General features: G+C 67.4%; 24 protein-coding genes. 8 read left to right on the plus strand and 16 right to left on the minus strand.

The genetic code is table 11. From position 1 onward, the window contains the following. Positions 1 to 14: 14 nt before the first annotated feature. Genes ACZY0X_RS28675 through clpS form a run of 6 tightly spaced genes read right to left on the minus strand, consistent with a single transcriptional unit; the run spans position 15 to position 3,710 of the window. Entirely contained in the window at positions 15 to 989 is a 975-nt protein-coding gene (locus ACZY0X_RS28675; protein WP_463775235.1) for a PLP-dependent cysteine synthase family protein, read from the minus strand. Between the two features lie 9 nt (positions 990 to 998). After that, positions 999 to 1,280, minus strand: a complete 282-nt coding sequence (locus tag ACZY0X_RS28680; RefSeq protein ID WP_463775236.1) for a MoaD/ThiS family protein — start codon at positions 1,278 to 1,280, stop codon at positions 999 to 1,001. A gap of 33 nt (positions 1,281 to 1,313) precedes the next feature. Next, positions 1,314 to 1,724 carry a M67 family metallopeptidase gene (locus ACZY0X_RS28685; protein ID WP_463775238.1) on the minus strand — a complete coding sequence of 137 codons (411 nt, stop codon included), beginning with the start codon at positions 1,722 to 1,724 and terminating at the stop codon, positions 1,314 to 1,316. A gap of 3 nt (positions 1,725 to 1,727) precedes the next feature. After that, positions 1,728 to 2,768, minus strand: coding sequence for a P1 family peptidase (locus ACZY0X_RS28690; protein WP_463775239.1), 1,041 nt, complete (start codon positions 2,766 to 2,768; stop codon positions 1,728 to 1,730). A 28-nt stretch (positions 2,769 to 2,796) separates the two neighbouring features. Continuing rightward, positions 2,797 to 3,387 carry an oxidative stress transcriptional regulator AosR gene (gene aosR / locus ACZY0X_RS28695; RefSeq protein WP_463775241.1) on the minus strand — a complete coding sequence of 197 codons (591 nt, stop codon included), beginning with the start codon at positions 3,385 to 3,387 and terminating at the stop codon, positions 2,797 to 2,799. 8 nt (positions 3,388 to 3,395) lie between these two features. Beyond that, positions 3,396 to 3,710: an ATP-dependent Clp protease adapter ClpS gene (gene clpS, locus ACZY0X_RS28700; protein WP_241404120.1), complete on the minus strand. Its 315-nt coding sequence runs from the start codon at positions 3,708 to 3,710 to the stop codon at positions 3,396 to 3,398. A gap of 44 nt (positions 3,711 to 3,754) precedes the next feature. On the opposite strand from clpS, the gene ACZY0X_RS28705 reads away from it, so the two are divergent. The 3 genes from ACZY0X_RS28705 (at position 3,755) to ACZY0X_RS28715 (ending at position 8,589) form a co-directional block, all read left to right on the plus strand. Continuing rightward, positions 3,755 to 5,053, plus strand: a complete 1,299-nt coding sequence (locus ACZY0X_RS28705; protein ID WP_463775243.1) for a nicotinate phosphoribosyltransferase — start codon at positions 3,755 to 3,757, stop codon at positions 5,051 to 5,053. Next, entirely contained in the window at positions 5,050 to 7,044 is a 1,995-nt protein-coding gene (locus tag ACZY0X_RS28710) for an ATP-dependent DNA helicase (protein WP_463775244.1), read from the plus strand. Before ACZY0X_RS28705 ends, ACZY0X_RS28710 begins: the two co-directional genes overlap by 4 nt. Positions 7,045 to 7,152: 108 nt before the next feature. Next, entirely contained in the window at positions 7,153 to 8,589 is a 1,437-nt protein-coding gene (locus ACZY0X_RS28715) for a neutral zinc metallopeptidase (RefSeq protein ID WP_463775245.1), read from the plus strand. 64 nt (positions 8,590 to 8,653) lie between these two features. On the opposite strand, the gene ACZY0X_RS28720 is transcribed toward ACZY0X_RS28715, so the two are convergent. The 3 genes from ACZY0X_RS28720 to glgP form a co-directional block, all read right to left on the minus strand. Beyond that, positions 8,654 to 9,328 carry an MspA family porin gene (locus ACZY0X_RS28720; RefSeq protein ID WP_463775290.1) on the minus strand — a complete coding sequence of 225 codons (675 nt, stop codon included), beginning with the start codon at positions 9,326 to 9,328 and terminating at the stop codon, positions 8,654 to 8,656. Between the two features lie 123 nt (positions 9,329 to 9,451). Continuing rightward, positions 9,452 to 10,300 (minus strand): virginiamycin B lyase family protein, encoded by an 849-nt coding sequence (locus ACZY0X_RS28725; protein ID WP_463775246.1) that lies wholly within the window; start codon positions 10,298 to 10,300, stop codon positions 9,452 to 9,454. Further along, on the minus strand, positions 10,297 to 12,912 hold the full coding sequence (glgP, locus tag ACZY0X_RS28730; RefSeq protein ID WP_463775247.1) for an alpha-glucan family phosphorylase: 2,616 nt from the start codon (positions 12,910 to 12,912) through the stop codon (positions 10,297 to 10,299). Before glgP ends, ACZY0X_RS28725 begins: the two co-directional genes overlap by 4 nt. 171 nt (positions 12,913 to 13,083) lie before the next feature. Here glgP and ACZY0X_RS28735 point away from each other — a divergent pair, with 171 nt between their 5' ends. Together ACZY0X_RS28735 and glgB are read left to right on the plus strand one after the other, a co-directional pair. Then, entirely contained in the window at positions 13,084 to 15,174 is a 2,091-nt protein-coding gene (locus ACZY0X_RS28735) for an alpha-1,4-glucan--maltose-1-phosphate maltosyltransferase (RefSeq protein ID WP_463775292.1), read from the plus strand. Positions 15,175 to 15,177: 3 nt separating this feature from the next. After that, on the plus strand, positions 15,178 to 17,391 hold the full coding sequence (glgB, locus tag ACZY0X_RS28740) for a 1,4-alpha-glucan branching protein GlgB (protein ID WP_463775248.1): 2,214 nt from the start codon (positions 15,178 to 15,180) through the stop codon (positions 17,389 to 17,391). Between the two features lie 22 nt (positions 17,392 to 17,413). Here the strand turns inward: glgB and ACZY0X_RS28745 are convergent, their stop codons facing one another. The 3 genes from ACZY0X_RS28745 to ACZY0X_RS28755 form a co-directional block, all read right to left on the minus strand. Further along, positions 17,414 to 18,310: a tetratricopeptide repeat protein gene (locus ACZY0X_RS28745; protein ID WP_463775250.1), complete on the minus strand. Its 897-nt coding sequence runs from the start codon at positions 18,308 to 18,310 to the stop codon at positions 17,414 to 17,416. Between the two features lie 12 nt (positions 18,311 to 18,322). Further along, positions 18,323 to 18,712, minus strand: a complete 390-nt coding sequence (locus ACZY0X_RS28750; protein WP_463775252.1) for a DUF3817 domain-containing protein — start codon at positions 18,710 to 18,712, stop codon at positions 18,323 to 18,325. 74 nt (positions 18,713 to 18,786) lie between these two features. Then, positions 18,787 to 19,968, minus strand: a complete 1,182-nt coding sequence (locus ACZY0X_RS28755; RefSeq protein WP_463775253.1) for an acetyl-CoA C-acetyltransferase — start codon at positions 19,966 to 19,968, stop codon at positions 18,787 to 18,789. A gap of 82 nt (positions 19,969 to 20,050) precedes the next feature. Here ACZY0X_RS28755 and mce point away from each other — a divergent pair, with 82 nt between their 5' ends. Further along, the gene (mce, locus tag ACZY0X_RS28760) at positions 20,051 to 20,527 is read left to right on the plus strand and encodes a methylmalonyl-CoA epimerase (protein ID WP_354525954.1); all 477 of its coding nucleotides are present in this window, start codon (positions 20,051 to 20,053) and stop codon (positions 20,525 to 20,527) included. Between the two features lie 4 nt (positions 20,528 to 20,531). Here the strand turns inward: mce and ACZY0X_RS28765 are convergent, their stop codons facing one another. Then, on the minus strand, positions 20,532 to 20,828 hold the full coding sequence (locus ACZY0X_RS28765) for a hypothetical protein (protein ID WP_463775254.1): 297 nt from the start codon (positions 20,826 to 20,828) through the stop codon (positions 20,532 to 20,534). Positions 20,829 to 20,845: 17 nt separating this feature from the next. After that, positions 20,846 to 21,514 carry an endonuclease NucS gene (gene nucS, locus ACZY0X_RS28770; protein ID WP_463775256.1) on the minus strand — a complete coding sequence of 223 codons (669 nt, stop codon included), beginning with the start codon at positions 21,512 to 21,514 and terminating at the stop codon, positions 20,846 to 20,848. A gap of 47 nt (positions 21,515 to 21,561) precedes the next feature. On the opposite strand from nucS, the gene ACZY0X_RS28775 reads away from it, so the two are divergent. Both ACZY0X_RS28775 and ACZY0X_RS28780 read left to right on the plus strand, forming a co-directional pair. After that, complete coding sequence (locus tag ACZY0X_RS28775) at positions 21,562 to 23,166, plus strand: adenylate/guanylate cyclase domain-containing protein (protein ID WP_463775258.1); 1,605 nt, start codon at positions 21,562 to 21,564, stop codon at positions 23,164 to 23,166. 91 nt (positions 23,167 to 23,257) lie between these two features. After that, a complete protein-coding gene (locus tag ACZY0X_RS28780) occupies positions 23,258 to 23,548 on the plus strand; it encodes a hypothetical protein (RefSeq protein ID WP_463775259.1) in 291 nt (96 codons plus the stop codon). 6 nt (positions 23,549 to 23,554) lie between these two features. On the opposite strand, the gene glsA is transcribed toward ACZY0X_RS28780, so the two are convergent. Together glsA and ACZY0X_RS28790 are read right to left on the minus strand one after the other, a co-directional pair. After that, positions 23,555 to 24,838 (minus strand): glutaminase A, encoded by a 1,284-nt coding sequence (gene glsA / locus ACZY0X_RS28785; RefSeq protein ID WP_463775260.1) that lies wholly within the window; start codon positions 24,836 to 24,838, stop codon positions 23,555 to 23,557. Positions 24,839 to 24,854: 16 nt separating this feature from the next. Continuing rightward, entirely contained in the window at positions 24,855 to 26,990 is a 2,136-nt protein-coding gene (locus ACZY0X_RS28790) for a hypothetical protein (RefSeq protein WP_463775262.1), read from the minus strand. Positions 26,991 to 26,992: the final 2 nt, after the last annotated feature.

Here is a 26,992-nt window from a genome sequence, read left to right on the forward strand (position 1 = left end):
TCGGCGATCGACCGTCATGCCCATAGCTGCCCTTCCAATGCGTCCTCGGCATCGTCCAGGCTACCGGCGTAGGCGCCGGTCGACAGATACTTCCAACCCGCATCACACACCGTGAACGCGATGTCGGCGCGCTCACCGGCCTTGACCGCCTTGGCGGCCATGCCGAGCGCGGCGTGCAGGATCGCCCCGGTCGAGATGCCGGCGAAGATGCCCTCCAGCTGCACGATCTCGCGCGTGCGCCTGATGGCGTCGAACGCACCCACCGAGAACCGAGTGGTCAGCACGTCCGGGTCGTAGAGCTCGGGCACGAAACCCTCATCGATGTTGCGCAGCGCGTAGACACCCTCGCCGTAACGTGGTTCGGCGGCGACGATCTGGACCCCGGGGACGTTCTCGCGCAGGAAGCGCCCGACACCCATGAGCGTTCCCGTGGTGCCCAGCCCGCCGACGAAGTGCGTGATCTCCGGCAGGTCGGCCAGGACCTCGGGTCCTGTGCCCTCGTAGTGCGCGGCGGCGTTCGCCGGGTTGCCGTACTGGTAGAGCATCACCCACTCGGGGTGCTCCTGCGCCAGTTCCTTGGCGGTCGCGACGGCGGTGTTAGACCCGCCCTCGGCGGGGCTGTAGATGATCTTGGCGCCATACAGCTCCAACAGCTGACGGCGTTCGATCGACGTGTTCTCGGGCATCACGCAGATTAGGTTGTAGCCCTTCAACAGCGCCGCCATCGCGAGGGAGATGCCTGTGTTGCCGCTCGTGGGTTCCAGGATCGTGGAACCCGGGTGGATCAGCCCGTCACGCTCCGCCTGCTCGATCATGCGCAGCGCCGGGCGGTCCTTGATGGAGCCGGTGGGGTTGCGGTCCTCGAGCTTGGCCCACAGCCGCACGTGCGGGGTGCCGTCCTCTCCCTCGTCCCACCGGGGCGACAACCGCTGTAACCCGACGAGCGGCGTGTTGCCGAGCGCGGACAACAGCGAGTCGTATCTCGTCATGTCACCGACTCACCCGCCCGCAACGGCGGGCAGGATCGTGACCGAGTCACCGTCGGAGATCACAGTGTCCAGCCCGCCGGAGAAGCGGACGTCCTCGTCGTTGACGTAGATGTTCACGAAGCGGTGCAGCTTGCCGGCGTTACCGGCGTCGATGAGCCGCTCGGAGATGCCCGAGTAGTTGGCCTCGAGGTCGCTGATCACGGCCTGCAGCGTGGCACCGGATGCGCTGACGCGCTTCTCGCCTCCGGTGTGAGTGCGCAGGATGGTGGGGATGGAGACGGTGATGGTCATGGGGGTCGGCCTTTCGGGGGCTGTTTCTCTGGTCTACTGCTCGACGATGTTGACGGGTTCCTCGGTGACGACGCCCTCGCGGATGCGGTAGCTCCGCAGCTCATGCTCGTCGGGGTCGCGGGTGGAGATCAAGACGTAGTGGGCGTCGGGCTCGGACGCCAACGCGATGTCGGTGCGGCTCGGATACGCCTCGGTGCCGGTGTGCGAGTGATAGATGACCACGGGCACCTCGTCGGCGTCGTCCATCGCTCGCCACACCTTGAGCTGCTCTCCCGAGTCGAATCGATAGAAGGTCGGCGACCGCTCGGCGTTCTCCATCGCGATGAAGCGCTCGGGCCGGTCGGAGCCCTCGGGACCCGCGACGATGCCGCACGCCTCGTCGGGGTGGTCGGCGCGGGCGTGGGCGACCATGGCGTCAACCAGGTCCCTACGAATCACCAGCACGGGTCAGGCTCCATTTCGGTTCGCGAACGCTCCGGGCAACATGTCGCGGTAGGTGGGTATTCCGGCCACCGATTCGGCAGCCAGGATTCCGGCCATCACCGCCTGGGCGAGACAGTCCGCCGCCGCCGCGCCGATGGTGGTGGTCAGCTTGGTCTCGGGCGACATCGCGGCCGGAATGTCGCTGGCGGGCTCGACCTCGATCGCGCCTGTCGCGAGCACGAAAACGGAGTCGCCGTCGAGCGGGGTGTGCGCTGGCCGGATGGTGCGGGCCAGTCCGTCCTGCGCGGCGACCGCGACCCGCCGGCAGGCGGCGGGGCTCAGTAGGGCATCTGTGGCGACGACGGCGATCGTGGTGTTGAGCGGTGAGAGTTCGGCGTCGAGCGCCGCGAAGGCCGATATCTGCTCGGCGGGCGGTGGGGTCAGGTCGAGTTCGGCGATGTACTCGGCCATCCACGGCAGCCCGGTACGGGGATCGGCGATATTGCCCGCCGAGTTCACCGCGACGACGGCGCCGACCGTGACACCGATGGCCTCGAGCCGGATCGACGCCGTGCCGATGCCGCCCTTGAGGACGCCCGCGCGTGCTCCGACACCCGCACCCACGGTGCCGATGGCCACGTCGGTACCCGCGGCGTTGGCTGCGGCGAAGCCGAATTCGGCGGTCGGGCGGCACTGCCACCCGCCGACGGGCAGGTCGAAGATCACCGCCGCGGGAACGATGGGTACCAACCCGCCGTCCATCACCACCCCGCGGTCATGCTGCTCGAGCCACGTCATCACGCCGTCCGCCGCGGCGAGCCCGTAGGCGCTACCGCCCGTCAGCACGACGGCGTCGACGTAGCGCACGCTGTTGGCCGGATCGAGCAGGTCGGTCTCGCGGGTACCGGGAGCACCGCCGCGCACGTCCACCGCGCCGACCGTGCCGGGTGGGGTGAGCACGACGGTGGTGCCGCACGCCCAGCCCGCGCCCAGCGTCGCGTCGTCGTCCAGGCGCTGGTGGTGCCCGACGAGAATGCCCGCGACGTCGGTGATGGAGCCGCTCATCGCTGTCCTCTGCTCTTCGCGCAAGCGCTCATCGCTGGGTCCCCCGGCTCATGAGACCCAGCACGAGGTACTCCTGCAGCACGGTCAGCCACTGATACACGTCTAGGTGTCCGGCCATCGGATGCTCGGGCGGCAGCCGGTCGGGACCGTCGGGTCCGATCTCGAGCATGGTGCCCAGCGCCAGCCGAAGGTCGTTGACCGCGGCGGCCCAGCTGTGTGCGGCATCCTCGGTGAGTTCGAACTTCCCGCCAGCGGCGGGCAGGGTGTCCAGCAGACATTGGCACGCTTGCCGTTTGGCATCGATGATGGCGGGCTCGTGGAGGCTGCGCAGCGCACTGTTCAGGCTCTCCGCGGTGCCCGAACCGGCCGGATGATCTCGGGCGGCACGGTAGAAGTCCGGCAGCAACCGGCGCATCGTGTCGTCCTCGGGCGGCCGCGAGTTGCCGGTACGCATACCGGTCAGCTCCTCGAGTTCGTCTGTCGGCGAGTCAGATTCGCGGTCGTTGAGCATCTCCAGCATCGAGTTGGCCAGACTCTGCAACAGTGCCGACTCGTGTGCTGCCATCGCCGACCGGTACCGCACGCCGTCTACGGTGTCGACCCTCTTCCACTTACGCACCCGTCGCCTCAACGGTCCTGTTGCATCGAGGCCCACAGCCCCGCGGCGTGCAGCTTGGACACATCGACCTCCATGGACTCCCGACTGCCCGCGGAGACCACGGCCTTGCCGTCTTCGTGCACCTGCATCATGAGCTTCGTCGCGTGCGGCTCGCTGTAGCCGAAGAGCTTCTGGAACACGTAGGTCACGTACGACATCAGGTTCACCGGATCGTCCCAGACGATGGTCACCCACGGGCTGTCGGTGGCCACCTCGTCTTGCGGAACACTCTCACTCGCGTGTTCCTCGCGGGTCCCCGGCCGGGTCCTCGCTGGCGTAACCATGTCGCCAAGGATAGCGAGTCGCTGCAACGGCTATGTTTGGGCGTGTGACCTCGGCGTTGCTCACTGACAAGTACGAACTGACGATGCTCGCGGCAGCGCTCCACAACGGCACCGCGCACCGTCGCACGACGTTCGAGGTATTCGGTCGACGGCTGCCCGAGGGCCGACGCTACGGGGTCGTCGCGGGCACCGCCCGGCTGGTGGAAGCATTGCCGGAGTTCACCTTCGACGACGCCGCGCTGACGCTGCTCGCCGAGTTCCTCAATCCGGCCACCCTGGCCTATCTCGCCGACTACCGGTTTCGCGGTGACATCGACGGCTACCCCGAGGGTGAGCTGTACTTTCCCGGCTCGCCCGTCCTGTCGGTACACGGCAGTTTCGGCGAGTGTGTGATCCTCGAGACCCTGGCGCTGTCGATCCTCAACCACGACTCGGCCATCGCGTCGGCCGCGGCCCGCATGGTGAGCGCCGCCGATGGCAGGCCGCTGCTCGAGATGGGTTCGCGGCGCACGCACGAGGAGGCGGCCGTCGCCTGCGCGCGCGCCGCCTACCTCGCCGGATTCGCCGCATCGTCCAACCTCGCCGCACAACAGCGCTACGGCGTACCCGCCCGCGGGACCAGCGCGCACGCCTTCACGCTGCTGTACTCCACCGCCGACGGGCCCGACGAGAGGGCGGCATTCGCCGCGCAGGTCGACGCGCTCGGCGTGAACACCACACTTCTCGTCGACACCTATGACATCACCACCGGCGTGGCCAACGCGATCGCCGTCGCGGGGCCGGAGCTGGGCTCGGTGCGCATCGACTCCGGCGAACTCGGCGTGCTGGCGCGCCAGGTCCGTGCGCAGCTCGACGACCTCGGCGCCACGACCACCCGAATCGTGGTGTCGGGCGACCTCGACGAGTTCGCGATCGCGGCCCTGCGTGCCGAACCCGTCGACACCTACGGGGTCGGCACGTCGGTGGTCACCGGCTCGGGCGCCCCCACCGCGGGCATGGTCTACAAGCTCGTTGAGGTGGACGGCCTGCCCGTCGCGAAACGCAGCAGCCGCAAGGAATCCCACGGTGGCCGCAAGCAGGCGCAGAGACTGTCCAAGCCGTCGGGCACCATCGTCGAGGAGGTCGTGCATCCGGACGGACAGGCACCCGAACCACCAGCCGGCCTGGTGGCCCGCGAAGTCGCGGTGCCCCTGGTCCGCAACGGTGAGGTGGTCGCCGACCTCTCGATCGCCGCCGCCCGTGAGCGCGTAGCCGCCGGATTGCGCAGCCTACCGTGGGACGGTCTCAAGCTCTCCCGCGGCGAACCGGCCATCGCGACGCGGATGGTCACGCACTCCTCATGACCACCGAACCCGACACCACCCGCGTGACTGGCCTGCTCGCCGCCGCCGTGACAGCCCTCGGCGGTGCCGAACGCAGCGGTCAGGTCGACATGGCCCAGGCCGTCGAGCGCTCCTTCAGTACCGGTGAGCATCTCGCCGTGCAGGCCGGCACCGGCACCGGCAAGTCGCTGGCCTATCTGGTGCCGGCCATCGCCCACGCCGTCGAGACCAACCGACCGGTCGTCGTCTCAACCGCGACCATTGCCCTGCAGCGCCAACTCGTCGACCGCGACCTGCCGCGACTGGCCGATGCACTGGCCCCCGAGCTGCCCCGTCGACCCGACTTCGCGCTCCTCAAGGGGCGTGGAAACTATCTGTGCCTCAACAAGATTCATGGCGGTGTCACCGACGACTCGGCCGAGGACAGGTCACAGGAGGAACTGTTCGACGCCGTCGCGTCGACGCAATTGGGCCGTGACGTCAAACGCCTCACCGAGTGGTCCTCGGACACCGAGACCGGGGATCGCGACGAGCTGCTGCCCGGCGTGCTCGACCGGTCGTGGGGCCAGGTCAGCGTGTCGGCCCGTGAGTGCATCGGCGCCACCCGCTGCGAGTACGGCTCGGACTGCTTCGCCGAGAAGTCGAAGGCCAAGGCCGGGGAGGCCGACGTGGTTGTCACCAATCACGCGCTGCTGGCCATCGACGCCATCTCCGACGTCAACGTCCTGCCCGAGCACGAGCTGCTCGTGGTCGACGAGGCGCACGAACTCGTCGATCGGGTGACGAGCGTGGCCACCGGCGAGCTGTCGGCGACGTCGCTCGGCGTCGCCCACCGCCGTTCCGCGCGGCTCGTCGAACCCGAACTGGCGCAACGGTTCGAGGCGGCCATCGCCACATTCACCTCCGCCATCTTCGACGAGGAGCCGGGGCGCAAGGACAACCTCGGCGACGAGTTGACGACCTACCTGACGGTGCTGCGCGACTCCGCCGACAAGGTTCGCGCCGGCATCGACATGGCTCCGGCCGACCCCAAAGCCGCGTCCGCCCGCAACGAGGCGGTCACGTCGTTGAATGACGTGCGGGACACCGCGACCCGGGTGCTGGACTCCTACGGCCCGGCGATTCCCGACCGCACCGATGTGGTGTGGCTCGACCACGACGAGAACCGCGGCAACAAACGAGCGATCCTGAGGGTGGCCCCCCTGTCGGTGGCCAGCCTGCTGCGCAACCGATTGTTCGATCAGTCGACCGTGATCCTCACGTCGGCCACCCTGACCGTCGGCGGGACATTCGATGCCATGGCGCGGTCGTGGGGCCTGCAGTTCGGTGCCGACGATAACGCCAAGTGGCGCGGTATTGACGTCGGATCGCCCTTCGCACACGCGAAGTCGGGCATCCTCTACGTCGCCAAGCACCTTCCCCCGCCGGGACGTGACGGCACCGGATCGTCGGAACAACTCGATGAGATCGCCGAGCTGGTCACTGCCGCGGGAGGCCGCACGCTGGGCTTGTTCTCCTCGATGCGCGCCGCCAAGGCCACCGCCGAGGTGATGCGCGACCGCCTCGACACCCCGGTTCTGTGCCAGGGCGAGGACACCACGTCGGCGCTGATTCGCCGCTTCGCCGCGGACGACGAGACGTCATTGTTCGGCACGCTGTCGTTGTGGCAGGGCGTCGACGTGCCCGGCGCGTCACTGTCCCTGGTGCTGATCGACCGGATTCCGTTCCCCCGCCCCGACGATCCGCTGATCACCGCGCGCCAACGCGCGATCGCCGCCCACGGCGGCAATGGGTTCATGGCGGTGGCCGCGAGTCACGCCGCGCTGCTGCTCGCCCAGGGCGCGGGCCGGCTGCTGCGCCACGTCGATGACCGCGGTGTCGTCGCCGTACTGGACTCCCGGATGGCCACCGCCCGCTATGCCGGGTACCTGCGGGCCTCGTTGCCGCCGTTCTGGACGACCACCGACGGAGCACGGGTCCGGGCGGCCCTGGAGCGCCTGCGGAGCGCCTGACCGTCCTGCCTCGAGGTTTCGGCTCCGCCTCCACGTTCGTTCACTAAGCTGCTCTGGCAGTAGTGCGCGCCGCCACGGCCGCCCCGCGAAACCTGAAAGGCGGCGTCCATGGGTCGTCGGCATCTTGGGTCACTGGCCGTCGCCGCGTGTGCGGCAGTCCTTGTCACCTCGTGCGCCTCGACCCTGTCGGGCAGCGCGGTGTCGGTGTTCAACGATCCATTCAGCGTCGCGGGCATGCCCGCCACCGACGGGCCAACGGGGCTGCGTGATGACGCCGCCGAGCCGTCGCGTGACGTGGTGGGAACCGACGGCGGCGATATCGATGAACTCGCGCGCCAGTCCATCAGCGATATCGAGGAGTTCTGGGCGACCGTCTACGGCGAGACATTCGACGGCGAGTTCACGCCCGCCTCCGAGCTCCACTCGTGGGACGCCGAGGACTTCGACGGCGTGTTCTGCGGTATGGACACCGTCGGGCTGGTCAATGCCGGGTTCTGTTTCGACGACGAGAGCATCGGCTGGGACCGCGGCGAGCTGCTGCCATCGCTGCGCCGGGCCAACGGCGATATGGCGGTCACGATGGTGCTGGCACATGAGTACGGCCACTCGATCCAGCATCAGGCCGGGCTCGTCGACGATGACACACCCACGTTGATGAGCGAGCAACAGGCCGACTGCCTGGCGGGCTCCTACATGCGCTGGGTTGCCGAGGGCAACTCCCCCCGATTCACGGTGAACACCGGCGAGGGGCTGAACAACCTGTTGGCCGCGATGATCGCCTTCCGCGACCCGCTGCTCACCGAGAGCGACCCCGAAGTCGGTGCGGACGAGCACGGTTCGGCGTTCGAAAGGGTGTCGGCGTTCCAGTTCGGCTTCACCGACGGGGCGAGTTCGTGCAAGGGCATCGACATGCAGGAAATCGATCAGCGCCGGGGCGACCTGCCCGTGTTGCTGCCCGACGATGAGACCGGCGAGCTGCCCGTCACCGAGGACTCGGTGCGCTCCATCATCGACGCGCTGGGCATCCTCTTCGAGCCGGCCAATCCGCCAGAGCTGGCGTTCGAGGCGCAGGACTGCCAGGACGCCCGGATGCGCCCACCCGTCTCCTACTGCCCGGCCTCCAACACGATCATCGTCGACGTCGACAAGCTGGCTGCGGTCGGAGCCGCGGGCGGCGAGGAGGACGGCGGCGGACTGGTCACCGGCGATAACACCGCCTACTCAATCCTGGTGTCGCGCTACATGCAGGCGCTGCAGCACGAGCACGGCGACGTCGCACTGAACACCGCGGAGGCCGCGCTGCGCACCGCCTGCCTCACGGGCGTCGCGACGGCGAAGATGACGCAGCCGATCACCACCCCCGACGGCGACACCATCGCTCTCACGGCGGGCGACGTGGACGAGGCGGTGTCGGGCATCCTGCTCAACGGCATGGTCGCCAGCGACGTCAATGGCGACTCCGTGCCGTCGGGCTTCTCGCGCATCGACGCGTTCCGGGTGGGTGTCCTCGGTGACACCGACCGCTGCTTCAAGCGCTTCGACTAGCCCCACCGTGATTTCGGCGCGGTTTCGTTCGCTCAGCGACGGTTTTCGCGCCGAAGTCGCAGCGTCAGACGACCTTGGTCTCGCCGTAGTAGGCCAGAATCGCGTCGGACATGCTGGTGGAGCGGGTCAGGAACGCGTACGAGCGGATGAACGACTGACCGACGCAGCCGTCGATCTTGACGTGGAAGTTGCTGATCATCACCCACGGTTCGGAGCCCTCGAACTCCTTCTTCGTGACGGGGACGATGTTGATGATGCCGGGTTTGAGGCCGACCGTGACACCACCGCCGATGTTGGCACCCACCCCGGGCAGAATGCCCTCCGGCAGGGGCGAGGCGACGTCGGTCCCGAGCACGCCGATCGACGAGTTGAGCCCCGCGGTCCCGGCCAGCGTGACGCCGTTGGACGTGCTCATGTCGATACCGCAGCCGATCTGGTAGCCGACCTCGATGGTCCCGCCGGGGTCACCATCGGCACCCGGTCCGACCAGCGAGCCGTTGAACGTGCCGCCGACGACGTACTCCCGCGATGACAGGGCGGTGGTCAGTGGGGCGCTGGCGACCTGGGTCTCGTCCTTGGCCGCCAGGGTCAGCGTCCACCCGTCGGGCGTCGTCAGGGTCTGTGCCGGCGGCGAGACCACCACGCCGTCGGGCGGCGCCCCCTCGAGCGGGGCCTCGGCGGCGACGGGTTCAATTGCAACTACTTCGGGATCGGCTACCGCCGACGGTGCGGTCGCCATCGCGACCAGCACACATCCGACCAGGACGGTGAGACGTTCCCTCGGCACAGTTGGCCCCCTTGTTTCGTTCTTCGGAACCTACCGCGCCGAGACGGCCTCCGAACGTGGGGTTTGGAAAGTACGTCAGTTAGTCGGCAGCCGGAGAACATAACCGGCTTCCAGCGCCACCCAGAGAGCACCGTCGCGGCCCACCGCCATCCCGTGCGGCTCGCTCCCGCCGGGCAGGTCGATGGTGTAGACCTCGCCGTCTGCACTCACCCGGGCGATCTGGTCGGCACCCCAGAGGCTCACCCACACCCCGCCGGTGGGATCGGCGACCACCGCGTGCGGCTTACCCGGCAGATCCATCTCCTGAATCGCATCGTCCATCGGGATCCGGCCGATCTTGTCGGCCAGGATCGCGGTGAACCAGACCGTGTCGTCGTGAGTCGCGGTGATGCCCACCGGCCCCGCTCCGCGCGTCGGCAGTGCGCGCACCGTCAACTCACCCGCGAGGTCCAGCCTGCCTATCGCGTTGGCCTGGTTCATGGTGAACCACAGGGCGCCGTCGGGCCCACTGGTGATCATCGACGGCCTGCCGCCGACCGGCCACTCCTCGACGACGCCGTCGGCGGAGACCCGACCGACCGTCCCGGTCTCCATCGCGGTGAACCACAGCGCACCGTCGGGTCCGACCGTAAGCCCGAACGGCGAACTCCCGTTGGACAATTCGACAGCACTCAGCTCACCGTCGGTGGTGATCCGGCCGATGCGGTCATCACCGGAGCGGGCGAACCACAGCGCCCCGTCTCCCCCGGCCGTGATGATCGTCGGCTTGGCGTCACCCGCGATGGGAAACTCACGCAGGTCCCCGTCTGCCGTCACGCGGGCGATCGCGCCGCGGCGCGCCAGCGTGACCCACATCGCGCCGTCGGGCCCCAGCGCCAGGGCATATGGCCCGCCGTCGATCGCAACCTCGAGAATTCCACTCACGCCAGCGTGACCAGACCCAGCTCGGTGGGTGCGGCCAACAGACGATGGTGCGGGAGCACGCGCACCGTGTAGCCGACCGGTCCCGCAACGGGCAGAGGGGTTCTCGTCGAGAACACCTCGTTGCCGTCGTTGGCCGTCCCGGTGTGCGCCATCCGCACAGTCTCCGGGTTCACCAACGCGTCGGTCGCGTCCACCCGCCCGACCACGGCCTGCACCACCACCTCGTCAGGTTGCAGCCCGGCGAGGTGCACGGTCGCGGTCAACGTCAGCTCCGAGCCGAGCAGCGGGGTGTCGGGTAGGCCGTAGCTGTCCACGTCGGTGATCTGGATCTTGGGCCAGGCGTCCTCGGCGCGCTGCCGATAGGCCGCCAGACCACGGGCCGCACCGAACGGCACGCCGTCGAACGGCTCGATCGTGCGATGCAGCGACTGCGCGGCCGGTACGTAGTACTTCTCGGTGTAGTCGCGCACCATCCGCGACGCGAGGACCTTGGGCCCGAGCGTCTGAAGCGTGTGCCGCACCATCTCGACCCAGCGGTTCGGGATACCCCGCTCGTCGCGGTCGTAGAACTTGGTCGTCACCGAATCGGCCAGCAGGTCATACAGCGCGGCGGCCTCGAGATCGTCGCGGCGGGTCTCGTCGGCGAGGCCATCGGCGGTCGGGATCTCCCAACCGTTCTCGCCGTCGTACCACTCATCCCACCAACCGTCGCGGATGGACAGGTTCAAACCCCCGTTGAGCGCACTCTTCATGCCCGACGTGCCGCAGGCCTCCAACGGCCGCAGCGGATTGTTCAGCCACACGTCACAGCCCCAGTACAGCAACCGCGCCATCGACATGTCGTAGTCGGGCAGGAAGGCGATGCGGTGTCGCACCTCGGGCCGGTCGGCGAAACGCACCACCTGCTGGATCAGCGCCTTGCCGCCCTCGTCGGCGGGGTGTGACTTGCCTGCGACGATCAACTGCACCGGCCGCTCCTCGTCGAGGAGCAGTTGCTCGAGCCGCTCGGGATCGCGCAGCATCAGCGTCAACCGCTTGTAGGTCGGCACCCGGCGGGCGAACCCAACGGTCAGCACGTTCGGATCGAACGCACTTGCAATCCAACCCAACTCGGCTTCCGAAGCACCCCGCTCCTGCCATGACCTGCGCACCCGCGCCCGCACGTCGGCGATCAGTCGCTCGCGCAGCTGGGAACGGATCGACCACAGGCGAGCGGGGTCGACCTGCTGCAACCGCTCCCAGGTCGCGGGCTCCGACAACGAGTCACCGGCGGCGAGTTCGCGCCCCAGTTCCAGCCACTGCGGGGCCGCCCAGGTGGGGGCGTGCACACCATTGGTGATCGAGCCGATCGGCACCTCGCCCTCGTCGAATCCGGGCCACAGCTCGTTGAACATGCCGCGGCTGACTTGGCCGTGCAGCAGCGACACCCCGTTGGCTCGCTGCGCCAGACGCAGACCCATGTGGGCCATGTTGAACTTCGACGCGTCGTCCTCTGCGCCGAACGCCAGAATGCGGTCGATCGGAACACCGGGCAGCAGAAGCGAATTCGCACCCGACGGGCTACCGGCCGGGCTGCCGAAGTAGTGCCGCACCATCTCGACCGGGAACCTGTCGATACCCGCGGGCACGGGGGTGTGCGTGGTGAACACGGTGCTCGAACGGACCACCGCGAGCGCGGTGTCGAAGTCCAGGCCGCCGTCGGTGACGAGTTCCCGGATGCGCTCGGCCCCCAGGAACCCGGCGTGCCCCTCGTTCATGTGGAAGACCTGCGGTTCGGGCAGGCCCTCGACCGCGGTGAACGCACGAATGGCACGCACGCCGCCGATCCCGGCCAGGATCTCCTGCTTGATTCGGTGTTCCTGGTCACCTCCGTAGAGGCGGTCGGTCACACTGCGTAGATCGTGCTCGGTCTCTGGAATGTCGGAATCCAAGAGTAGCAACGGGATTCGTCCCACCTGCGCGATCCATACCCGCGCGTTCAGCTCGCCGGCGTCCGGCATGGCCAACCGCACCAGGACCGGCGCTCCCGACTCGTCGGTCAACAGGCGCAGCGGCAGACCCTGCGGATCCAGAGGCGGATAGGTCTCGTGCTGCCAGCCGTCGGCGGTAAGCGACTGCCGAAAGTAGCCAGATCGGTAGTAGAGGCCAACCGCGATGAGCGGAAGCCCCAGGTCAGATGCGGACTTCAGGTGGTCGCCGGCCAGGATGCCCAGACCTCCCGAGTAGTTCGGCAGCACCTCGGCCACGCCGAACTCCATCGAGAAGTACGCGATCCCCGTCGGCCAGGGCGAACCGCCATCCTCCGCCTCCGCGGCGCACTCCTGGTACCACATCGGGCGGCTCAGATAGTCGTCGAGATCGGCAGCGAGATCATCCAGGCGCGTCAGGAACGAGTCCTCCACCGCCAACTCATCGAGCCGCTTGGGGCTCACCGCGCCAAGCAGCGCCACCGGGTCCCTGCCCACCTGCTTCCAGAGGTCGGGTTCGATTGTGGCAAACAGATCCTGCGTCGGCATGTGCCACGACCATCGCAAGTTCACCGAAAGTCGCTCCAGCGCGGCGAGACGCTGCGGAAGGTGGGCGCGGACCGTGAATCTGCGAAGGGCTTTCACGCGATCTCACCTTACCGACGAATTCACGCGTGGCACCGGTGTCGATGACCGCATCGGAGCACCTTTGGTTCGGCCGGACACTACGGTGGGTATAGAGCGACGGGGCTGTAACGGAACAGACGACACCGCGCGGCCGAGCCGGCCGCGTACAACGTGAGGAGTTGGGTGGTGGTGGTCGGTCGTATCGGAATCGATGACGTCGCGCCTGTGGTCTCGGGTGGCCGTTTTCCGGCAAAGGCGGTGGTCGGCGAGATACTGCCCGTGCGGGCGACGGTGTGGCGCGAGGGCCACGATGCCGTCGCGGCAACGTTGGTCGTCCGGTACCACGGCACCGCCTACCCGCGGCTGGCCGAGACGCCCACGGGCCTGCGGCCGGCCGAACTCGAACCCGTTCCGATCGAGGCCGTGGTCGGCGCTTCCCAGCGGGTCAAGCCGCAACGGCTGCCGATGCTGCCCGGGTCCGTCCCCGATGTGTTCCACGGCCAGTTCACGCCCGACGCCGTCGGGCTCTGGACGTTCCGAGTGGACGGCTGGGGTGACCCGCTGAGCACGTGGCGGCACAACGTCACCGCCAAGCTCGAGGCGGGCCAGGGCGAATCCGAGCTGGACAACGACCTGCTGGTGGGCGCGCAGCTCCTCGAGCGGGCCGCTATGGGCGTGCCGCGCCAGGACCGCTTCCCGCTGATCGATGCCGCGGCCCGGCTGCGCGCACCCGGCGATCCGTTCACCAGGGCGGGCGCCGCGCTCGCCGTCGAGGTCACCGACCTGCTCAAGCGCTATCCGCTGCGCGAACTGGTCACGCGCGGAGACCAATTCGGGGTCTGGGTGGATCGACCGCTGGCGCGATTCAGCGCGTGGTACGAGATGTTTCCGCGCTCGACGGGCGGCTGGGACGCCGCCGGCAACGCGGTACACGGGACGTTCGCGACGGCGGCCAAGGCGCTGCCCCGAGTGGCGAACATGGGCTACGACATCGTCTACCTACCGCCCATCCATCCGATCGGCAAGGTGCACCGCAAGGGACGCAACAACAGCGTCACGGCGGCACCGAACGACGTCGGATCCCCGTGGGCCATCGGCAGCGACGAGGGCGGCCATGACGCGGTGCATCCGGAACTGGGCACCATCGACGACTTCGACGACTTCGTCGCCGCCGCCCACGCCGAGGGCCTCGAGGTCGCGCTGGATCTGGCGCTGCAGTGCGCTCCGGACCACCCCTGGGCCACGTCCCACCCCGAGTGGTTCACCGTGTTGCCCGACGGCACCATCGCCTACGCCGAGAACCCTCCGAAGAAGTACCAGGACATCTACCCGATCAACTTCGACAACGACCCGGCAGGAATCTACGCCGAGGTGCTGCGGGTGGTTCGGTACTGGATCAGTCACGGCGTCAAGGTGTTCCGCGTCGACAATCCGCACACCAAGCCACCCAACTTCTGGGCGTGGCTGATCGGCGAGGTGAAGAACACCGATCCCGACGTGCTGTTTCTGGCCGAGGCGTTCACCCGGCCGGCACGGCTTTTCGGTCTGGCCAAGCTCGGCTTCACGCAGTCCTACACCTACTTCACCTGGCGTACCGCGAAGTGGGAGCTGACCGAGTTCGGCGAGCAGCTCGCCGCGCACGCCGACTACGCCCGGCAGAGCCTGTGGACCAACACGCCCGACATCCTGCACGAGAGCCTGCAGTACGGCGGCCCGGGCATGTTCGCCATTCGCGCGACGATGGCGGCCACGATGAGTTCGACGTGGGGTGTGTACTCCGGCTACGAGCTGTTCGAGCACGCGGCGGTCCGCGAGGGCAGCGAGGAGTACCTGGACTCCGAGAAGTACCAGTTGCGTCCCCGCGACTTCGAGGCGGCGCTGGCCAGGGGCGAGTCGCTGGAGCCGTTCCTCACTCGGCTCAATGAGATTCGCAAGCTGCATCCGGCACTCAGCGAGGTGCGCACCATCAAGTTCCATCACCTGGACAACGACGCCCTGCTGGCCTACAGCAAGTTCGACCCCGCCACCGGGGACTGTGTGCTGGTGGTCGTCACGCTCAACGCCTTCGGCGCCGAGGAGTCGACTCTGTGGTTGGACATGGCTGCCCTGGGTATGCAGGATCACGACCGATTCTGGGTACGGGATGAGATCACCGGGGCCGAGTACCAGTGGGGACAGTCCAACTACGTTCGCCTCGACCCGACCCAGGCGGTCGCGCACGTGCTGAACATGCCGTCGATCCCATACGAGAAACGGCTCAATCTCTTGCGGAGGGAGTGACATATGACCCGCACTAACTCGCTCAACGGCGTGCACCTCCGACCCGATGCCGCGGACCTGCGCAGACTGCTCGCCGGCGAGCACCACGATCCGCACTCGATTCTGGGTGCGCATGAGTACGGCCAACACACCGTGATCCGGGCGCTACGGCCATGGGCTCGCGAGGTCGTCGCCGTGATCGGCGACGAGCGCTACCCGCTCAACCACGTCGAGGCCGGTCTCTTCGCGGTGGCGGTTCCGTTCACGAACCTGATCGACTATCGACTCGAGATCAGCTATCCCGGCGCCACGGAGGACGACGCGCCCGTGGTGTACAGCACCGCGGATGCCTACCGGTTCCTGCCCACGCTTGGCGAGGTCGATCTGCACCTGTTCGCCGAGGGTCGGCACGAGCGGTTGTGGGAGGTCCTCGGCGCACACCCCCGAAGCTTCACCACGGCCGATGGCGTCGTCGACGGTGTCTCATTCGCGGTGTGGGCGCCGAACGCCAAGGGCGTCAGCCTGATCGGCGAGTTCAATCACTGGGACGGGAATGAGGCGCCGCTGCGCGTCCTGGGGTCGACCGGCGTGTGGGAGCTGTTCTGGCCGGGTTTCCCCACCGACGGCCTGTACAAGTTCCGCGTGCACGGCGCTGACGGTGTGACCACCGAGCGCGCCGATCCGATGGCGTTTGCCGCCGAGGTCCCACCCGCGCGGGCATCACGTGTCACCAAGAGCGAGTACACCTGGGGCGATGCCGAATGGATGTCGCAGCGTGCGTTGCGCAATCCGGTCTTCGAACCGATGAGCACCTACGAGGTGCACCTGATGTCGTGGCGGCCCGGCCTGAGCTACCGCGAACTCGCCACTGAACTCACCGAATATGTGGTCGAGCAGGGCTTCACACATGTCGAGATGCTGCCGGTCGCCGAGCATCCGTTCGGCGGATCGTGGGGTTATCAGGTGACGTCGTACTACGCGCCGACATCACGGCTGGGAAGCCCTGACGACTTCCGGTACCTGGTCGACCAACTGCACCGCGCGGGGATCGGCGTGATCGTCGACTGGGTTCCCGCGCACTTCCCGAAGGACGCCTGGGCACTCGGCCGGTTCGACGGCACACCGCTGTACGAGCATTCAGATCCGCATCGTGGCGAGCAACTCGACTGGGGCACATACGTCTTCGACTTCGGCCGGGCCGAGGTGCGAAACTTCCTGGTCGCCAACGCCCTCTACTGGCTGCAGGAATACCACATCGACGGCCTGCGCGTGGACGCCGTCGCCTCGATGCTCTATCTGGACTACTCACGGCCTGCCGACGGTTGGACACCCAACATTCACGGTGGGCGCGAGAACCTGGAGGCCGTCCAGTTCCTGCAGGAGATGAACGCGACGGTCCACAAGGCCACGCCGGGCATCGTGACAATCGCCGAGGAGTCGACGTCGTGGCCGGGTGTGACCCGTCCGACGAACCTTGGCGGACTTGGCTTCTCAATGAAGTGGAATATGGGCTGGATGAACGACACGCTGGAGTTCATCAAGCGTGACCCGATTCACCGCAGCTTTCACCATCATGAGATCACCTTCTCGATGCTCTATGCGTTCAGCGAGAACTTCGTCCTGCCGATCAGTCACGACGAGGTGGTACACGGCAAGGGCACACTGTGGACCCGGATGCCGGGCGACGACCACGCCAAGGCAGCCGGGCTGCGCGGCCTGCTGGCCTACCAGTGGGCGCACCCGGGCAAGCAGCTCCTGTTCATGGGCCAGGAGTTCGGCCAGCGCGCCGAGTGGTCCGATGAGCGGGGCGTCGACTGGCATCAGTTGAGCGAGAACAGCTTCTCCAACGGTCTTGCCCGTTTCGTCCGCGATATGAACGGTATCTACCAGGACCGCCGCGCCCTGTGGTCGCGCGACACCAGCCATGAGGGCTATTCGTGGATCGACGCCAACGACTCCGCGAACAACGTGCTGAGCTTCCTGCGCTTCGGTGACGACGGCTCCGTCATGGCGTGCGTGTTCAACTTCTCGGGAACAGAGCACGCGTCCTATCGGTTGGGCCTGCCGCACTCGGGGTCATGGCGCGAGGTGCTCAACACCGACGCGACGACCTACAACGGCACCGGCATCGGCAATCTCGGTGCGGTCGAGGCCACCGACGAGCCGTGGCACGGCAGGCCGGCGTCCGCGGTGATGGTGCTGCCTCCGCTGGCGGCGCTGTGGTTCGAGCCGGCCTGACGCCTCCAGTTTCCCTCGCGAGCTAGTAGAGCGCGTTGGCGAGGTTGCGCCGACCGGCGATGACGTCGGGGTCGGCGGGATCGAACAGTTCGAACAGCTCGATGAGCCGTGTGCGCACCCTGGTGCGGTCGTCGCCCGCGGTGCGCTTGACCAACCCGATCAGGCGGTCGAACGCGGCCGCGGGATTCTGCGTCACGGTCTCGACGTCGGCCGCGGCGAACGCGGCGTCGATATCGTCGGGGCTGGCATCGGCGAGTGCGACGGCCTCCGGCGGCTGCGCCGTCGCCCGCTGCAGAAAGACAATCTGACGGATGGCGCCGGTGGCCTCGTCGTGATTGGGCTTGGCGTCGAGGATCGCCTGATACGCGGCGAGTGCGGCGTCGAAGTCGCCCGCGTCGAGGTGCGCACGCGCTTCCTCTAGCTCGGGGTCGACCGCCTCGGCCTCCTCGGGCCCGCCCTCCAACTTGCCCGCGGTGGCGTCCAACAGCGAGTCGACCCAGCGGCGCAGCTGCTCGGGGGGCTGTGCGCCCTGGAAGCTGGACAGCGGCTGCCCTGCCGCCAGCGCGACGACGGTGGGCACGCCCTGAGCGCCGAAGGCCTGCGCGACCTGTGGCGCGACGTCGACGTTGACAGTGGCCAATGCCCACTTGCCGCCGTCGGCATCGGCCAGCGCCCCCAGCATCTCAGCGAGTTGCACGCTGGACGCACTGCGCGGAGTCCACAGCAGCACCACGACGGGCACCTGGTTGGACCTGGCGAGAACCTCGGTCTCGAAGTTCGCCTCGGTGACCTCTACGCCAGGAACGGTCGGATCCGCTCCGCCCGCGCCCGTCGGCGAGGCCGGGGGTGGGTTCTTCAGCGCCGAGAGATCAACCGCTCCGGCCAATGCGGGGCCGATGGAAGGACGGGGACGTGTCACACCCTCAGTTTGTCACGCCGCTTCGGTGGCCGTCTGAGCGGACGCCACAGAATCCTTCGCTGCCAGGCCTTTGTCTCCCAGGCGGCCCGTGCGATCTGCCCAGATGACGAAGATCACACTGGCTAACGGCACGACGCTGCCCAGCGCAGCGAGGATCCAGGTGAGCGCGCCCCACTTGAACGCGATCCCAGCCAGCACGGCGACCACGACGAACGCCATGAAGATCCCGCCGTGCAGCGGGCCGAAGATCTTCACGCCGATCTCCGTCTGGGGCGAACCCACGTACTTGAAGTACATCCCGACCAGCAGGCCTACCCAGCTGAAGGCCTCGGCCAGGGCCACCAACCGGAACCAACCTGCGACCTTTGCGCCAGCGCGTGGGCCACTCAAAAAGCTCGTCATGGCCGCCATTGTGCCCGAAACCGAGGCGGACTACTACGTAGCGTCGTTGATCACGCTGAGGGCCCTCTCAGCGTTCAGGGCCTCCGCAGGACCAGCGCGTCGCCCTGTCCGCCGGCACCGCACAGCGCCGCCACGGCATAGCCCGACCCCCGTCGCGCCAGTTCAAGCGCGGCGTGCAGCGTGATCCGAGCACCCGACATGCCGATCGGGTGGCCGACCGCGATGGCACCACCGTTGATGTTCACCTTCTCGGCGTCCACGCCCAGCTCCTTCGTCGAGGCCAACGAGACCGCGGCGAATGCCTCGTTGATCTCGATGACGTCGAGCTGCTCGACGGTGATGCCCTCCTTGGCGATCGCCTTCTTGATGGCGTTCGCGGGTTGGCTCTGCAGGGTTGAGTCGGGGCCTGCGACGACGCCGTGCGCACCGATCTCAGCCAACCAGCTAAGCCCGAGCGCCTCTGCCTTCGCCTTGCTCATCACGACCACCGCGCATGCACCGTCAGAGATCTGCGATGCCGAGCCCGCGGTGATGGTGCCGCCCTTGCGGAACGCGGGCTTGAGTCCGCCCAGCGACTCGGCGGTGGTGTTGGCGCGGATGCCCTCATCCTCGTTGAACTCGATCGGGTCGCCCTTGCGCTGCGGGATGGACACGGGAACGACCTCATCTGCGAAGACGCCGTCCTTCCACGCTGCGGCGGCCTTCTGATGGGACCCGGCGGCGAACTCATCCTGCTGTTCGCGGGTGAACTGGTCGACATCGTTGCGCTGCTCGGTGAGCGCGCCCATCGGCTGGTCGGTGAACACATCGTGCAGGCCGTCGTAGGCCAGATGGTCCACCAGCGTGGCGTTGCCGTACTTGAGGCCCTCGCGGCTCTTGGGCAGCAGATGCGGGGCCTGGCTCATCGACTCCTGACCGCCGGCGACCACCACCTCGAACTCCCCGGCCCGGATCAGCTGGTCGGCGAGCGCAATGGCATCGATACCCGACAGGCACATCTTGTTGATGGTCAGCGCGGGCACGTCCCAGCCGATACCCGCGGCGACGGCGGCCTGACGAGCCGGCATCTGACCCGCACCCGCGGTCAGCACCTGACCCATGATGACGTAATCAACCGCCGAGGCATCGACGCCCGCCTTCTCCAGCGCGCCCTTGATGGCGACGGCGCCCAGATCAGTGCCCGAGAAGTCCTTGAGCGAACCCATGAACTTGCCCATGGGAGTACGGGCTCCAGCAACGATCACCGACGTCGTCATTTCTACCTCCAAGAGTTGGGATCCGCGCCATGTGGCCGATCACACATTCCTCAAACATTCAGGTAAAGGTTACCGTTACGAGATGACCACCGAGCATCTAGATGCCCGTCCGGCGCTCGCAAGTGCGCTGGTGACGGCGATCGATCACGTCGGGATTGCAGTCCCCGATCTCGATGTCGCCATCAAGTGGTACCACGACCATCTGGGGATGATCGTGCTGCACGAAGAGGTCAACGAGGAGCAGGGCATTCGCGAGGCGATGCTGTCGGTTCGCGGGGCGGCCAAGGGCAGCGCGCAGGTGCAGTTGATGGCACCTCTCGACGAGACGTCGACCATCGCCAAGTTCCTCGACAAGCGCGGCCCCGGCCTGCAGCAGTTCGCCTATCGCGTCAGCGACATCGAAGCCCTCAGCGACCGCCTGCGCGAGCAGGGCATCCGCCTTCTGTACGACGTCCCGCGCAAGGGCACATCGAACTCGCGGATCAACTTCATCCACCCCAAGGACGCCGGCGGCGTGCTGGTGGAACTCGTCGAGCCCGCGGCCGACGCAGAGCACTGATCCCCTAGGACCACCTTCGGGTGGGATTCCGGGTCATCCGGTTGGCCCAGCACGCGGTGTGCCAGTGCCGGCGATCGTCGACGGCCGACTCCCCCGCATCGGCGGGCCACGCCACCACATGCGCCGTACCCGGCCTGATCTCGTGGTCGCAGCCCGGGCATCGGTAGATCTTGGTGGCCCGCGAGCCCGCGACGGGCTTCACCTCGTAGTCGTAGCCGTCGGGTCCCTGCTCGATGCGACGCCCGGCCAGCGACGGCGGTAGCGTCCGCGGTTTGCGAGGCGGGGGTCGACGCTTGGGCATGCCTGGAGTCTAGGCGCTCAGAACAGCCGGAACTCGTTGCTGTCCAAACCCCGCATCTGGTCGTAATCCAATGTCACGCAACGGATTCCGCGGTCAGTGGCGAGTGTGCGCGCCTGCGGCTTGATCTGCTGGGCGGCGAACACGCCGGCGACGGGTGCGATCACGCTGTCCCTGTTGAGCAGGTCGAGGTACCGGGTGAGTTGTTCCACACCGTCGATCTCGCCCCGTCGCTTGATCTCCACGGCCACCGACTTGCCCAGTTCGTCACGACACAGCAGGTCCACCGGCCCGATGGCCGTCATGTACTCGCGACGCACCAGCGTGTAACCCACACCGAGAAGCTCGACATGCTCGGCGAGCAGCTCCTGCAGATGGGCCTCGACACCGTCCTTGACCAGACCGGGGTCGACGCCCAACTCGTGGCTCGAGTCGTGCTCGACGTCCTCGACCGTGATGCGTAGCTGCTCACCCGCCTTGTTCTCCACCACCCACACCAGCGCACCGTCGTTCTCCTCGGTGACCCAGCACGGCGGGCTCATCCAGTTGAGCGGCTTGTAGGCGCGGTCGTCGGCGTGCACGCTGACCGAACCGTCGGACTTGAACAGAAGCAGCCTCCGAGCCGATGGAAGATGGGCTGTGAGGCGACCGACGTAGTCGACGGTGCACGAAGCAATGACGAGGCGCACCGAACCACCATAGTTTGTGCCGCGACCATCACTAGGCTGGCGCCACGATGACGGACAGAAAGAGCAGCGCGCAGCGTCTTGGCCGGGTGCTCGAGAAGGTCACCAACCAGAGCGGTCGCGGGCCGGCGACTCCCGAGTACGGGTCGTGGATCCTGGGCCGGGTCTCGGAGAGTCAGAGCCGTCGCCGTGTCCGCATCCAGATAATCCTCACGACGTTCGTCCTCGGCGCCAACCTCGTCGGGATCGGTGTCGCCTTCCTCGTCGTCACGGTCACCTTTCCGGTGCCGAGCGTCTTCGACTCACGGGTCCTGTGGATCACGTTCGCGGCCGCGCCTGCCTACATCGCGCTGGCTTTCGTGGTCGGGGTCATCTGGGCGACCAACCGAGTCATCAATAACGTCCGGTGGGCGCTCGAGGAACGCGAACCGACACCCGAGGACCAGCGCAATACCTTCTTCGCGCCGTGGCGCCTCACCCGCGTCCTGCTGGCGCTGTGGGGTGGCGGCACCGTCGTGCTGACCGTTCTCTACGGGCTGCAGGACACCAGCTACATCCCGAAGGTCCTGCTGGGCATCAGCTTTCCCGGCATCGTCGTGTCGGCCAGCTGTTACCTGTTCACCGAGTTCGCGCTCCGCCCCGTCGCCGCGCAAGCCCTCGAGGTGGGGCCCCCGCCTCGCCGTTTCGCACCCGGCATCATGGGCCGGACGCTGACCGTGTGGGCGTTCGGCTCCGGCGTGCCCGTGCTGGGTATCCTGCTGGCCGCCATCATCACGCTGTCACTGCACAACGTGACGCCGACACAGTTCACGGTCGCGGTGATGATCCTGGCGTTGTTCGCGCTGGTCTTCGGCTTCATCCTGATGTGGATCCTGGCGTGGCTCACCGTGACACCGGTCCGCGTGGTGGCTGCGGCCCTCAACCGCGTCGAGCAGGGCGACCTGGACACCAACCTGGTGGTCTTCGACGGCACCGAACTCGGCCAGCTACAGCGGGGTTTCAACTCGATGGTGGGCGGTCTGCGCGAGCGCGAACGGGTGCGCGACCTGTTCGGCAGGCACGTCGGCCGTGAGGTGGCCGCGCTGGCCGAGAGGGAGCGGCCGCAGCTGGGCGGCGAGGAACGGCATGCCGCGGTGATATTCGTCGACATCACCGACTCGACGAAGCTGGTCACCAGCAGGCCCGCCGTCGAGGTGGTCGAACTTCTCAATCGGTTCTTCGCCGTCGTTGTCGACGAGGTCGACCGTCACCACGGTCTGGTCAACAAGTTCGAGGGTGACGCGGTGCTTGCCGTCTTCGGCGTGCCGGTGTCGCTCGACAACGCCGAGGCTGAGGCACTTTCGGCCGCGAGGGCGATGGCGGAGCGGTTGCGCGCCGAGGTACCCGAGTGTCAGGCGGGCATCGGTGTGGCCGCCGGCCAGGTGGTGGCAGGCAACGTCGGCGCCAAGGAGCGGTTCGAGTACACCGTGATCGGCGAGCCCGTCCACGAGGCGGCCCGGCTGTGCGAGCTGTCGAAGAATCTGCCGGGCCACCTGGTCGCCACGGCGGAGATGGTCGGCAACGCGGGTGACGCCGAAAGCGCCCGTTGGCGATTGGGCGACATGGTGACTCTGCGAGGTCACGATGAGGCCACAAGACTCGCCACGCCGATCTAGAAGCCCTCAACGCGTTGGCGCGGGCATTACCGTCTGGACAGTCTCACAGCCAAGACTCAGGCGTTCTGAGTTCCACCGAGAGGGCTCCGACATGTCCGCAATGCGACACCTTGCACCGGCATTTGCCGTCCTTGCCTTCGCGATGACCGTCACGCACACCGCCACGGCGGACCCCGACATCGACACCGAGTCGGCCTCCGCGGTTATCGAGGAACTCCAGGAACAGGGTTACGTCGTGGACGTGAACGGAGTGCCGAGCGGTAACACGGCGCTGCTCACCACATGCACCGTGACCTCGATAAAGAACCCCGGCACCGCCACGCCGAATCAGACTGGGACGACGACGGTCTCCGTCGACGTCGCCTGCCCAATCCAGCGCTGACCGCGCTCAGCGCTGCGGCCTGGCTTCGGCTTCGGCTGCGGCAACGGCGTCGTCGACGCTGAGGTAGCGCATCGCCTCGAACTCCGAATCGGCCGGGATCACGATGCGATCCGGGTCGACGACGTAGCCGACCCTGCCGTACGCCCGAAGCGCGGCACTCATTCCCGACAGCATCCCGCGTGCGGCGTCGTCGATATCGTCCACCCGGGACACGTCGAGGATGGCGACGTCGAACTCGCCCTTGTCCCGTTCGACCGTGCGAATCACCTGCTCCGCGCCGCAGAACAGTAGATCGCCATGCGTCTCGTAGACACGGATGCCGGCGCGCGGCTGGTACACCGCACGCAGCGTCGCCCGCGAGTCGCGGGACACGGTGAGGAAGTGCAGACCGAGTTGCTCGGACAGGCTGCGGCACAGGCGGACTCCGCGAACACTGTTTCCCTTGGCGTCCAGCAGCGGCGAGTAGACACCGATGCCCAGTTGCCCGGGCAGGACCGCGACGATCCCGCCGCCGACGCCACTCTTCGCGGGCATGCCGACGGCGCTGACCCAGTCCCCCGTCGCGTCGTACATGCCACACGTGACCATCACCGACAGCGTCCGCTTCACCACCGACGCGTTGGTGACTCGGCGACCTGTCATGGGGTTGACGCCACCGCGGGCGAGTGTGGCGGCCATCCGTGCCAAATCGGTCGACGTGACGTTGAGTGAGCACTGCCGGAAGTAGACGTCGAGCACGTCGTCGGGATCATCGTCGAGAACGCCGAAACTGGCCAACATGTAGGCGATCGCGCGGTTTCGATTACCGGTTGCCTTCTCCGAGGCGTAGACCTCGGCATCGAGTTCCAGGCGCCTGCCCGCGAACCCGGAGTAGAAGTCACGGATCGACTCGAAGCGCTCGTCGGGCGTGGCTGCGGGCACCAGCGAGACCGCGGCGATCGCACCGGCATTGATCATCGGGTTCTTCGGCGTCTTGGTGATCTGGTCGACACTGATCTCGTTGAAGGCCTCGCCCGAGGGCTCGACGCCGATCTTCGCATCCACCGCGGCGGTGCCGATACGGTCGAGCGCCAGCGCGTAGGTGAAGGGCTTCGAGATGGACTGAATGGTGAATTCCACTTCGGCATCGCCGGATTCGTAGACGAAGCCATCACCCGAGGACAGCGACAGCGCGAATCGGTTTGGATCCACGCGAGCCAGTTCCGGAATGTAATCGGCCAGCGCGCCGTCGGTCACGTCGGCGTGCTCGGCACGGATACGGTCCAGGTACTGCTGCACCAGTTGGGCCACGAGCCCGAGTCTAGGTTCAGGGCTGCGGATACGGTGCGAAGCGGTTGTCGAAGCCCGCCTTGCGCTCCGCCAGCTGCGCCGCTCGCTGCGCCGGTGTGTAGTAGACGGTGCCGTCGGGCAGGGCGCTGTCGAGCTCGCTGAGCTTGACGACGCGAGACGTCACGGTCGGCAGATCGTCGGGCGCGTTGGGATCGAGATCCTGGAATCTCATGGAGATCGTGCCCTGGTTGAGGCCACCGGTGGACACCCAGTTCGCGACGCCGGGATCGGATTTCGAGATCACGACGGTGTAGGTGGTCAGGTCGTCGTTGACGAGGGCCTGCGCGTTGTTGAGGCTGGTCTGCTGATTCCAGTAGTCCTTTGAGATCGTCCAGTCGTTGGTCACCGGAACGACGAAGTAGCCGGCGTTGCCCGGATCGATCGTGACGACCAGCGCCTCGTCGTCGGCCAGCTGGAAGTAGCCTGCGCTCTGCAACTGTGTGGCAAGGAATTCCGCATTGCGGGTGGGGTTCTTCAACACATTCGGCGGGATGCGCTCACCGGTCACCGGATCGGTCGTGGCCACCGCCATGTAGGTGGCCTCCCGCTGAATACCCAGCGCCATGATCACCGCTGTGAAGATGCCCCGCAGCAGCGGCGGCTCATACGGCAGCGGCGGGATCAACGACACCAGCGAGGTCAGCAGCGGATTCTCCACCACGAACTTCCCCAGCCCCGGGATCGCGAATCCGCCGAGCTGGCTGAACAGACTGTTGGGCGGACCGCCGACCCGCTTGATCTCCAGACTCATGGGCACTTCAGTCCCCCAGTCGGCCAACGTGTTCCGCGTCGCGATGATCGTCGAGTCAGATGTGAGTTGAAGATGGTTCACCCTGCCATTGGCGGGATTCCTGTCGGCGGTGATGGTGAACGTGCCGTCGGGGTTGATCACCAACTCGTCCTTGGTCAGGACCGAGGCGGTGTTTCCGGTCAATCCGGTCAGCACGCTGAACGTCGTGTCCGCGGGGACCTCCCCCTCGAAGCGGCCCCGGATGACGTACGACGACGCCCCGTTGACACCCATGAAGCGGTACACCGTGTCCGGGTTGTCGTAGAGGATGCGCGAACCGGGCACCCGCTGGCCGTACCAGGTGTGCCCGGGCGCCACCTGCATGACGACCGTCGGCGCGTTCGAGTTGAGGAGCTGCTGCTGAAACGCCGCGGCCATGGCGTACTCGTCGATCGCGGCCCCCAGTTGACCGAGGTTGGCTCGGTCGGGTCCGCCGACTTCGGAGAACTGTTGATTGGCCGCTGCCTGGAATCCGGCCAGCAGCACCACCTTCATCAGTGCGACCGGCAGCGTGTTGACGGTCCGCCACGCGATCCGCTCAGCGTCGAGTTGCTGTTGGGTGCCCAGCGGGCTGGTGGCGGTGATCGACACGGCGGGCTCGACCGGCGCCGTCGAGGCCGTCGAGGTCGAGGTGCCTGCCGTTGAGGCCGTTGCCGCGACGGTGCCCGTCCCTGCCGGATTGGGTGACGGATTGGCTGCGGGATTGGCTATGTGCCCGATCTCGCGGCGCGCCCAGGCCAGCGTCGCCCAGAGCGCCGGTGCTGGCGCGGGCGCGGCGGGTGGGGCTTTCGCAGCGATGGTCTCGGCGGCGCCCGCGGTCCCTGTGGTGTCTTCGTCGGCCGCGGCCAGTGTGTGGACGACTACGTCTTGGGAGTCAGGCGCGTCATCGCGCTCCGCCGGCTCGGATGACGGGTCCGCCGCGGTCTCTGCCACGCGGTCTGCGGTGGCAGACGTCCGAAGTGTCGGTTTGGTCCGCTTGTTGGGCGTGCGGGGCTTCCCGATTTCCTCGGTGTCCGCGTCAGCCCCGGCCTCGGATGCGCGGTCTCCGGCGGTCTCGGAGTCAGCCTTCTGATCTGGCCTCGTGTCCTTGGTCTTGGTCGTCTTGGTTGTCCCGGTGGGCGCGGCGTTGTCATTCGACGCGCTCGATGAGGACGTCCCCGCCGAGGACGACGACGAATCCGATCCACCGTCGTCGGCGAACGCTACGGCGGGGTTGTTGGCGATGGCCACGCCGATTCCGAGTGCCACTGCCAGTGCGCCGACCCGGCCCACGAATCTGGCGGCACCGCGCGATGCCTTGGTCGTCGAGAGAGTCGCTGACATAG

The organism is Mycobacterium sp. IDUB_39, from assembly GCF_055419205.1.